Source organism: Streptomyces sp. NPDC053426 (assembly GCF_055585405.1).
Window position 1 is genome coordinate 470,644 of sequence record NZ_JBVJKE010000005.1, and the last position, 10,175, is coordinate 480,818.

Consider the following 10,175-nt stretch of genomic DNA (forward strand, 5'->3'; position numbering starts at 1 on the left):
CAAGTGCGCAGGTGTGCGCCGGGGTGCGAGCCATCGGGCGCCGTCCGCGCGCCCCCTGTGGCCGCTTGTCACCGGACCGGAACGGGCACTACTGTCACCACGCCTTGGTGACGGGAAATCGGTGCGATACCGGTGCGGCCCTCGCCACTGTGATCGGGAAGTCCGGCTCCGGCCCTCACGGGCAGCCACTGGGTTCTTCGGGACCCGGGAAGGCGGAGCACGGGCGGTGGTACCCGTCAGCCAGGAGACCGGCCAAGGCACGTCAACCATCCACGAGGTGCTGGAGAGGGTCTGCTGAGCCATGCACATAGCCGAGGGTTTTCTGCCACCGGCGCACGCGGTCGCCTGGGGCGTCGCGTCGGCGCCGTTCGTCGTCCACGGAGCCCGGTCGCTCATCCGTGAGGTACGGGAACATCCCGAGAGCACGCTGCTGCTCGGCGCGTCGGGAGCGTTCACGTTCGTCCTGTCCGCGCTGAAACTGCCGTCGGTCACCGGAAGTTGCTCCCACCCCACCGGCACGGGACTCGGCGCGATCCTGTTCCGGCCGCCGGTCATGGCGGTGCTGGGCACCATCACCCTGCTGTTCCAGGCGCTGCTGCTCGCCCACGGCGGGCTGACCACACTGGGCGCCAACGTCTTCTCGATGGCGGTCGTCGGCCCCTGGGCCGGGTACGGCGTCTACCGGCTGCTGCGCCGGTACGACGTGCCGCTGATGGTGGCGGTGTTCTCCGGCGCGTTCGTCGCCGACCTGTCGACGTACTGCGTGACGAGCGTGCAGCTGGCGCTCGCCTTCCCCGACCCGGGGAGCGGATTCGCGGGCGCGCTGGGCAAGTTCGGCTCCATCTTCGCCGTGACGCAGATCCCGCTCGCGGTGAGCGAGGGGCTGCTGACCGTGCTGGTGATGCGCATGCTGGTGCAGTCGAGCAAGGGGGAACTGACGCGGCTCGGGGTGCTGGTGACGTCGGCGGCCGGGCGGAAGACGGCGAAGTCGTCCGACTCGGCGGAGGCGGTGGCCCGATGAGCCGCAACGCGAAGATCAACACGCTGCTGCTGGTGCTGGTGGCCGCACTCGCCGTGCTCCCGCTGGTGTTCGGGCTCGGCGACCACAAGGAGGAGCCGTTCACCGGCGCGGACGCCGAGGCCGAGACGGCGATCACCGAGATCGACCCGGACTACGAACCGTGGTTCTCCCCGCTGTACGAACCGCCGTCCGGCGAGATCGAGTCGGCGCTGTTCGCCCTCCAGGCGGCGATCGGCGCGGGCGTCCTCACGTACTACTTCGGGCTGCGGCGCGGGCGGCGGCAGGGGGAGGCGCGGGCGCTGGCGCGACTGCGGGCCGAGGCGGGCGCGGACGCCGGTGACGAGGCCGCCGGTGACGAGGCCGCTTCCGAACGACGACGGGTCTGACGGCCCGTGCTGCCGATCGACGCGGCGGCGCACAGCAGTCGCTGGCGCCGCCGCCATCCCGTGGACAAGGCCGTACTGGGGCTGGGGCTCACCCTGCTCGCCGTCTCGCTGCCGCCGTGGCCGGGCGCGGTCCTGGTGCTGGTGACGGCGCTCGTGGTGCTGCTCGGCCCGGCGGGGGTGCCGGCGCGGCGGCTGTGGCGGGCGTACCGGGTGCCGCTGGGCTTCTGCGTCACCGGGGCGCTGACGCTGCTGGTGCGGGTGGGCGGACCGGGCGGGTTCCTGTCCTGGGCCGAGGACGGGCCGCTGCGTGCCGGGGAGTTGATGCTGCGCACCTCGGCGGCCTCGCTGGGCGTGCTGCTGTTCGCCTTCACCACGCCCATGTCGGATCTGCTGCCGCGTCTGGTGCGGGCCGGGGTGCCGGCGCCGCTCGTGGACGTGGCGCTGGTGACGTACCGGATGAGCTTCCTGCTGCTGGACTCGGTGCGCCGCGTCGGACAGGCGCAGGCGGCCCGGCTCGGGCACACCACCCGCGCGGCGACCTGGCGGTCCCTCGGCGGACTCGGCGCGACCGCGTTCGTCCGCTCCTTCGACCGGGCGGCGCGCCTGCAGACCGGGCTCGCCGGACGCGGCTACGACGGCACCCTGCGCGTGCTGGTGCCCGAGGCCCGCGTCTCCGCCCGGTTCACGACGCTGAGCGTGGCGCTCCTCGCGGCGCTGGCCGCCCTCACCTTCGTACTGGAAAGGCCACTGTCGTGAACGAGTCCGTGCTGGTCGCCCTGCGGGGCGCGTCGTTCGCGTACGAGGACGGCCCGCCCGTGCTCAGCGGCCTGGACTTCGAGGTGCGCGAGGGGCGCGCGTTGGCGCTGCTGGGGCGCAACGGCAGCGGGAAGACGACGCTGATGCGGCTGCTCAGCGGCGGACTGCGCCCGGACGGGGGCGAGTTGACCGTCGGGGGGCGGCCGGTCCGCTACGACCGCAAGGGCCTGACGGCGCTGCGCACCACCGTGCAACTGGTGGTGCAGGACCCCGACGACCAGTTGTTCGCGGCGTCGGTCGGCCAGGACGTGTCGTTCGGGCCGCTCAACCTCGGCCTGCCCGACGCGGAGGTACGCGCCCGGGTGGCGGAGTCGCTCGCCGCGCTGGACATCACCGCCCTCGCCGACCGTCCCACCCACCTGCTGTCCTACGGGCAGCGCAAGCGGACGGCCATCGCGGGCGCGGTCGCCATGCGGCCCCGCGTCCTGATCCTCGACGAACCGACGGCGGGCCTGGACCCCGACGGCCAGGAACGCCTCCTCTCGACCCTCGACGGCCTGCGCGAGAACGGCACGACGGTCGTCATGGCCACCCACGACGTGGACCTCGCCCTGCGCTGGGCCGACGACGCGGCCCTGCTCACCCCGACCGGCGCGCACACCGGCCCGGCGGCCGGCGTGCTGGCCCGCACGGAACTCCTCGCGGCGGCGGGGCTGCGGCTGCCCTGGGGCGTCGCGGCGGCCCGGCTGCTGCGCGCGTACGGGCGGTTGGCGGACACCGACGCCGGTCCCCGCACGGCGGAGGAACTGGTGGCCGCCCTGACGGACGGATGAGCCCGTCGGCCCGCGAGGGCACCGTCCGCCGGACGGCGCCCTCGCCCGCTCGTGGTGTCTAGGCCACGGAGCGGAAGGCGGGCAGATAGCCGCCCGACTGACCGGCGGCCTTCGGGTGGTAGGAGTTGACGACCGGGAGCGTCACGCTGTGCAGCCAGGCGTCGCCCGAGCAGAGCTCGTGTCCGGTGAACTCGTCCACCACCGACGAGAAGGTGAAGCCCGCGTCGGCCGCCCGCTTCGCCGTCACGCCGTTCAGCACGTCCGCGGCGTTGTTGATCGCGCCGCGTTCGGTCTCACTGAGTCCCGCGATGCAGCTGCCCGACAGCTTGTAGAAACGCGGGTAGCCGAGCACCACCACGTGCGCCCGCGGGGAGCGGGACCGGATGCCGGAGTACAGCGTGTCGAGCTTGCCCGGCAGGGAGCTCTGCATCTGCGAGATCGCGGTGTTCACCCGGGAGACGCAGGCGGCCTCGCTCTGCAGCACACAGGTCGTCATGACGTCCGCGAAGCCGACGTCGTTGCCGCCCGCGGTGACGCTGACCAGCGTGGTGGACGAGGACAGCGCGCCCAGTTGGCCGGAGGACACGGTGGACGTCGTGGCGCCCGAGCAGGCCACGAAGCGGAACGAGGACGGGGAGTTGGCGTTCGCCCACAGGTGCGGGTACGCCTTGGTGCTGCGCTTGCAGTCACCGCTTTCCGAGGTGTAGCTCCCGGCGCCCGCACCGGAGGAGTAGGAGTCACCGAGGGCCACGTAGTTGTCGCCGGCGGCCGAGGCCGGCTGAGCCATACCGAGCACGGTCACGGCACCCATCGCGAGGGTCGCCAGGGATGCCGGAAGAGAACGTACTGACACGTGACAGTCCGCCCTTCACAGGTGAGGGTCACATGGATGGTTGATGGAGCAACCACGGTTGTAGCAGGCCCGTATACCGCTCGGTAACACCCGGGAAAGAAGTCATCCGTAATGCCCGAATGATCGTTCACCCCTGTCGGCTCCGCGCGTAGATAAACCTTCGATCGGCCCTCGACGGAGTGAAATTCAGGGGTGCTTCAGGGGTTCGTGTCCTCCCTCCGGCGGGCCGCCGGGCCGTCGGGGCGGGCCACCAGGTGACGGGGGTCCGCCGCGCGGGTGATGGCCGACTCGACGGCGGCGATGCGGTCGCCGAGGAGGGCGAGTGCGGCCACCGCCCGGGTCAGCGCGTCCTCGTCGGGGCCGACCGGGGTCAGGGTGCGGACATGGGCGGCCTTCACCTCCGCCCAGCGCCGAGACAGATCAGGGGTGAGTGTCCCGCGCAGTTCGGCGAGTTTCAGGAGGTTGGACTCGGCGCCCGTGGTGAGGGTCTGGGCCTCGGCCGTGTAGTGGTCGTCGATGACGGCGGTCAGTTCGGCGGCGTTCATGACGGGCTGGATCCGCTGGGCGATCTTGTTCATGTTGCGGTAGGAGCCCTGGAGGCGGAACGGCGGCTCGGTGCGGGCGTCGTCGGACTGGGCGGCGGAGGCGATGTACGCCGCGTTGACGGTGAGGACGGTCCGGCGGGCGGTGAGCAGGTGGCGCAACACCGCCAGGACGCGGTCCAGTTCGGTGGGGGCGTAGGGGTGGGTGAGGCGGTCGGCGCGGGCGGTGGGGTCGTTCTCGGCGAGGCGGATCAGCAGGTCGAGGTCGGCGCGGTCGCGGCCGGCGAGCGGGGCGAGCACCGGGTTGGCGGTGAGGGCGTTCTCCACGAAACTGAGCGCGAACACGTCCTCCTTGCCGGTGAGGACGTCGCCGAGGTTCCACACGTCGGCGCGGTTGGCCAGCATGTCCGGGACCCGGAATGCCTCGCCGGACTCGGTGTAGGGGTTGCCGGCCATGCAGACGGCGAACCGCTTCCCGCGCAGGTCGTAGGTGCGCGGCTCGCCCTCCCGCACGCCCTCCATCCGGCGCGTGGCGTCGCACAACGGGATGAACTTCTGGAGCAGTTCGGGCGAGGTGTGCTGGATGTCGTCGAGGTAGAGCAGGGTGTTGTTGCCGGCGGCCAGCGCGAAGTTGATCTTCTCGATCTCCTGGCGGGCGGTGGCGTTCGGTGCCTCGGCCGGGTCGAGCGAGGTGACCGCGTGGCCGAGCGCGGGGCCGCTGATCTTCACCAGGACCAGGCCGAGGCGGTCGGCGACGTACTCCATGAGGGTCGTCTTGCCGTAGCCGGGCGGGGAGACGAGCAGCAGCAGGCCGCCGGTACCGGTGCGGCCGGACTCGCCCGTGGTGCCGAGCTGTTTGGCGAGGCTGTCGCCGACCAGCGGGAGGTAGACCTCGTCGACCAGCCGGTTGCGGACGAACGACGACATCACGCGCGGCCGGTGGTCGTCCAGGCGCAGCCGGGTGCGCTCGGCGGCCACCAGGGCGGTGCGGCGGCGCTGGAAGGCACGGAAGACGGGTACGTCACGCTCCCTGAACTCCTCGGTGCGGGCGAGGAATTCGTCCAGGCGGAGGGTGAGGCGGCGGTCGGTGATCCGGGGGTGGATGCCGAGCAGGCCGTCCACGGTGACGGCCAGGGGCGCGTCCGAGGTGTGGCGGGGCGTGTCCGGGCAGAGTTCGGCGGCCACGGCCTCGGCGAGGTCGCCGGCGGACAGCTCGTCCCCGGTGGTCGCGGCGTACGCGGTCAGCCAGGCCTCGACCAGTTGGCGGCGGGCGGGGAGGTCGGCGAGGGCGGGGAGGTCGTCGTCGTAGGCCTCGGTGGTGACCTCGCGGCGGAACCTGTCGAGGAGCGTGCGGGTGCGCGCGCTGATGACGAAGCCCTCGGGGCCGGTGGTCAGTTCCTCGAAGAGGTACGCGGCGCAGGCCTCCGGGCGGGCGGGGGCCGCGGCGTCCCGGACCCCCATGGCCCGGGTGAGTTCCTTCCGCAGCGCGTCGAGGGCGGGCGGCGGCCCGAAGGCGTCGCGGACGCGGGCCAGGGAGCGGGCGCGGCGGGTGAGGTCGGCGCGCTCCTGTGCCGTGGTGCCGTGCGTCCAGTACAGCAGGGCGTGGGCGCGGGCAGCGGGCTCGTGGCGCAGCAGGCCCGCGCCGTCGTACAGGGGCAGTACGGCGGTGAGGATCGCGGTGGCGTCATGGTCGTGGACGCCCCGCTCGTACCCTTCGTCGTACGCCTCCTCGGCGGCCCGGCGGACCAGGGCGGCGAGGTCGTCGGCGCCGGCCAGGGCGGCAGGGCCGGGCTCGTGCAGCAGGCGGGCGGCGAGGTGCTCGGCGCGGTAGACCTCGGGCGACTCGGACGACAGGTGCCGGTTCCACAGCGGGCGGTCGGCGAGGAGGGCGGGGTCGGTGACGGGGGCGCGGTAGTCGGTGCCGGTGAGGGCGAGCGCGAGGCCGTCGCCGTGCGGGACGACGGTGAGGTCGAGGGGCTGGGTGGAGACGGCGAACCGGTGGCCGCCCAGCCGGATGGCGCGTCCGCCGTCCGCGTAGAGGTCGGTGCGGTCGCGCAGGGCGCGAGTGGCCTCCTGGCGGGCGGAGCGCAGCCGGCCGTCGAGTTCCTCGGCGCGGACGCGGTCGCCGAGTCCGCGCAGTTCGTCGGCGGTGCGGCGGACCTTGGTGACGAGCGGGTCGGAGGCGAAGTAGGTGCTCACCGCGTCGGTGTCGGGGAGCGTGGCACAGCGCCGGGCGATCGTCTCCAGTACGCGGTCGGCGGCGGAGGCGAGCTGTTCGGCGCGGCGGGCGCGGGCGTCGGAGAGGCTCTGCTTGCGGGCGGAGAACGCCTCGTAGAGTTCGGTGCGCCGGTCGGCGAGTTCGCCGAGGACGTCGTCGAACTCGGCGAACCGGGACTCCAGGGCCTCCAACTGGGCGAGCACCCGCGTCAGTTGCTCGTCGCAGCTCTCCGGGGTGTCCGCCGCCGCGAGGGCGCCGGTGACCGTCTGGCCGAGGAGGGAGAGTTCGGCGGCGAAACCGGCGCGCGCCTCCCGGTCGAGGAGGGACCGGCGGCGGGCTTCGAGGGTGGCGCGGGCGCGGTTGACGCCGCCCATCGCCTCGGCGACCCGCTCCAGGACGACCGTACGGACGGTGGCGTCGGCGATGTCGAGCCCGGCGACCACCTCGGTCACCGTGCGCAGGCCGTCGGCCAGTTCCTCCAGGCGGGCGGCGACCGGGGCGGCCCCGGCGGCGGTGGTGACCGACTCGGCGTCGGCGACCAGTCGTTCGACGTCCGCGTGATGGGCGGCGAAGGCGTCCTCGCGGGCCAGGAAGGCGATCGCGCGCTGCCCGAAGGAGGCGAGGTCGCCCTCGGCCCCGTCGGCGAGTGCGTCGATGCGGGCGTGGTCCGCGTACCGCATGTCCTTCAGGGTCAGCAGATGGCCCTGGGCATGGCGGAGTTCGGTCAGTCCGGTGACCCAGGCGGCGGCCTCGCGGGGCTGCTCGCCGCGCAGCCGGCGCACCACCGAGGAGATCCGGTCCGCGGCCTCGTCGAGCGCTTCGGCCGCCCGGCGGGTGAGGTCGCGTACGGTCTCGAACTCGGCCAGTACCTGGTCGGCGGTGGCGCGCATCTCCGTCAACGGGGCGCGCAGGTCGCCGAGTTCGCCGTCGCCCAGCCAGTGGTGGGTGTCCAGGGCGCGGACGCAGGCGGCCACCAGGGCCGTGTACACCTCGGTGGTGGGGGTGGTCTCGGCGACGGAACGGGCCAGGGACAGACAGTCGGAGATGCCGCGTACGAGGTCGGCGTTGCCGACCCGGGCCAGCGGGCCCTCGCCGACGGGCTGTGCGGCGGCGTGGGTGTCGGAGACGTAGGGCGAGTGCCACAACTGCACGGGGTGGACGCGGGCGGGTTCGTCGCCGTCGGGGCGCAGCAGGGCGAGGAGTCCGTCGTCGAACAGCGCCCAGCCGTGGCAGGCCATCGGGGTGGCGACCGCCTCGCGGATGAGGTTGTACGACAGCAGCAGCGCGCGTCCGTGTCCGGGCGCGTGGAAGACGTACAGCACGTCCTCGCCGTGCGGCGAGCGCACCTCGTGTGCGAACTCCATGCCGGTGGTGTCGAGTTCGTACGTCTTGTGGGGACCGGCGGCGAGGCAGTAGCCGCCGGGGAAGACGATGCCCTGGTCGTCGGGGAGCCGGCGGGCGCCCTGTCCGATGCCGTCGAGGCGGACGACGGACCGGGTGAGGGTGTTGAAGACCAGGTGGCGGTGGGCGGTCTCCTTGTAGGGGAGGATCCGCAGCAGGATCAGCGGGCCGACGCGGGCGTGGGCGATCTCGGCGTCGGCGAGGGACTGCAGGGGCTCGTCGACCGGTTCGCTGTGGATGCCGTCGGGGGTGGCGGTGTCGTTCTCGGTCTTGACGGTGAGGGTGCCGCCGAGGGTGTCGACGAAGACCTCGCCCTGGACGGAGACGTGCGAGTGGCGGCCGAGGACGTGGTCCTCGCGGGTGGTGGGCGTCCACTCGATGTCGGCGGGCGGGGTGCGGGCGTGGTCGCGGTCGCCGCGCGCGTCCAGGAAGACCGCCGAGCGGCCGTCCTCCGGGATCGTCCAGCGCAGGACGCGGATGTCGCCGGCCTTCTCGCCGGTCTGGAAGACGGCGAGCAGCTTGCCGTCGACGCGGCGCAGCCGCAGCAGGCGGGCCTGGCGGTAGTAGCGGTGCAGGGCGGCGAACTCGCGGACGAAGTCGGGGTCGTCGAGGAGTCCGGGGACGGCGTCGTCGGGGAGGCGGCCCAGGTCGCGGTCGTGCGGGGCGAGGACGTCGGCGACCGTGGTGTCCCGTTCGGGCCGGGGCCGGGCTTCGTATCCGAAGAGGAGCACGTCGCCGATGGCGACGATGTCGCGGGGCACGGCGGTGCGGTCGGTGCGCAGCCGCTCGGTGCCGGTGAGGCGCAGTTCGGGGGCGCCGAACTCCTCGGCCCGGCGGTGGTTCAACGCCTCGGCGCGGCGGGCGAGTTCGGCGGCCTGGGCGGCGAGGCGGTCGCGCAGCACCTGGTAGGCGCCGCCGTCGACCGCCGCGGCGGCCCCGCCCGGCGCGGGCGTGCGGGACGGCTCCTGGGCCCCGCCGGCACCGGCCCGCTCACGCGCGGCGTCCGCGCCGGACGCCCCGCGGGATCCGCTCGGCTCGGACCTCCCGGGGGCTCCGCCCTGCCCGGAGTCCCCGTCGCGCCCGCCCGGGCCGGAGGCCGCCCGGGACCGGCCCCCGTCGGGCGTGCCTTGCGTTCGGTCCGCGCCGGAAGTCCCCCGGGGGCGGTCCGCGCCGGGCATCCCCTCGGAGCCGCCCGCTCCGGACGTGCCGTGGAGGGCACCGGGCGCGGGAGCGGTGCCGGTTCCGGGTGTGCCCGGGCCCGGCGCTTCGCGCGGGGCCGTGTTCATGGGCTCGTGGGTGCCGGTGGTCATGGCTGGCTGCCTCTCGGAAGGTGCGGTCGGGAGCCGCCGTCCCCTGCGCGGCGGCTCCCGACCGGAGGGTGGTCAGGCCCTGGCGTGGCCGTTCAGCTCGGCCAGCGGTGTGTCCGAGAGGCCCAACTCACCGGCTTTTTCGATCAGTTCCTTGAACCGGCCGGTGTTCTCACCGCCCTGCTGCATCAGTCGCATCAGCAGCGCGGACACCGTGAGGTTCTGCACGTCGGCGGTGGAGACGGAGCCCAGCATCCGGCTCAGGTCGTCGGTGAAGCTCGCCGAGCCGTCCAGCCAGGGGCCGGCGAGGGCCTGCGCGGTCTCGGAGCTCTTGACGAAGCCGTCCACGCCCTTGCCGAGCGCGATGGAGGACATCAGACGGTCGAAGAACACCGACTCGCCGCCGACGATGTTGATGTCCGCGTTCTCCAGTCCGGTGGCGAGGACCGTGGCCTGCGCCTCGGCCACCTGCCGCTGCACGTCCAGCCCGGCGAGCCGGATGTCCTTCTCGGCCTCCAGCCGCAGCCGGTACTCCTCGTGGCCGCGGGACGCCTCGTCGAGGGCGGCCATCGCCGCCGCCTTCTCGGTGAGGCCGGCCGCCTCCGCGCGGAGCCTGCCGCTGATGGCCTCCGCGTCGGCGAGGGCCTTGGCCCGCGCCCCCTCGGCCTCCGCGCGCAGCCGGGCCTGGGTGGCCTCGGCCTCGGCGCGGCCCGCCTTCTCGATGACCTCGGCCTCCTTGTCGCGGACCTGCACGACGGCCAGCCCCTCGGCCGCGGCCTCGGCCTGGACGCCCTCGGCCAGCCGCAGCTTGGCCCGCGCGTCGAGGTCGGCGGTCTTCAGCCGGGCCTCGGCGAGGGT

The 10,175-nt window shown here is 73.8% G+C and carries 6 protein-coding genes, 1 pseudogene and 1 riboswitch; of the genes and pseudogenes, 4 read left to right on the top strand and 3 right to left on the bottom strand.

Features of this window, described 5'->3' with window-relative positions; genetic code table 11:
* The first annotated feature begins 88 nt into the window (after positions 1 to 88).
* A riboswitch (cobalamin riboswitch) is annotated at positions 89 to 271 on the top strand.
* Positions 272 to 301: 30 nt separating this feature from the next.
* The 4 genes from ACZ62B_RS13810 to ACZ62B_RS13825 are packed head-to-tail and all read left to right on the top strand — an operon-like array spanning position 302 to position 2,996.
* Entirely contained in the window at positions 302 to 1,021 is a 720-nt protein-coding gene (locus ACZ62B_RS13810; protein WP_344564233.1) for an energy-coupling factor ABC transporter permease, read from the top strand.
* Positions 1,018 to 1,407, top strand: coding sequence for an energy-coupling factor ABC transporter substrate-binding protein (locus ACZ62B_RS13815; RefSeq protein WP_344564232.1), 390 nt, complete (start codon positions 1,018 to 1,020; stop codon positions 1,405 to 1,407). Before ACZ62B_RS13810 ends, ACZ62B_RS13815 begins: the two co-directional genes overlap by 4 nt.
* 6 nt (positions 1,408 to 1,413) lie before the next feature.
* A complete protein-coding gene (cbiQ, locus tag ACZ62B_RS13820; RefSeq protein ID WP_469690375.1) occupies positions 1,414 to 2,163 on the top strand; it encodes a cobalt ECF transporter T component CbiQ in 750 nt (249 codons plus the stop codon).
* Entirely contained in the window at positions 2,160 to 2,996 is an 837-nt protein-coding gene (locus ACZ62B_RS13825) for an energy-coupling factor ABC transporter ATP-binding protein (protein WP_344564228.1), read from the top strand. The genes cbiQ and ACZ62B_RS13825 overlap by 4 nt, the downstream gene beginning before the upstream one ends.
* A gap of 58 nt (positions 2,997 to 3,054) precedes the next feature.
* Here the strand turns inward: ACZ62B_RS13825 and ACZ62B_RS13830 are convergent, their stop codons facing one another.
* The 3 genes and pseudogenes from ACZ62B_RS13830 to ACZ62B_RS13840 all read right to left on the bottom strand — a co-directional run.
* The gene (locus tag ACZ62B_RS13830; RefSeq protein ID WP_344564226.1) at positions 3,055 to 3,849 is read right to left on the bottom strand and encodes an SGNH/GDSL hydrolase family protein; all 795 of its coding nucleotides are present in this window, start codon (positions 3,847 to 3,849) and stop codon (positions 3,055 to 3,057) included.
* A 197-nt stretch (positions 3,850 to 4,046) separates the two neighbouring features.
* Positions 4,047 to 9,320 (bottom strand): DNA repair ATPase, encoded by a 5,274-nt coding sequence (locus ACZ62B_RS13835; RefSeq protein WP_469690378.1) that lies wholly within the window; start codon positions 9,318 to 9,320, stop codon positions 4,047 to 4,049.
* 72 nt (positions 9,321 to 9,392) lie between these two features.
* A pseudogene (locus tag ACZ62B_RS13840) lies at positions 9,393 to 10,175 on the bottom strand (flotillin family protein); the annotation flags it as partial.

Bases quoted from the DNA above. Each gene is read 5' to 3' on its own strand.
- ACZ62B_RS13810 (WP_344564233.1), top strand. From the start codon at position 302: ATGCACATAGCCGAGGGTTTTCTGCCACCGGCGCACGCGGTCGCCTGG.
- ACZ62B_RS13815 (WP_344564232.1), top strand. From the start codon at position 1,018: ATGAGCCGCAACGCGAAGATCAACACGCTGCTGCTGGTGCTGGTGGCC.
- ACZ62B_RS13835 (WP_469690378.1), bottom strand. From the start codon at position 9,320: ATGACCACCGGCACCCACGAGCCCATGAACACGGCCCCGCGCGAAGCG.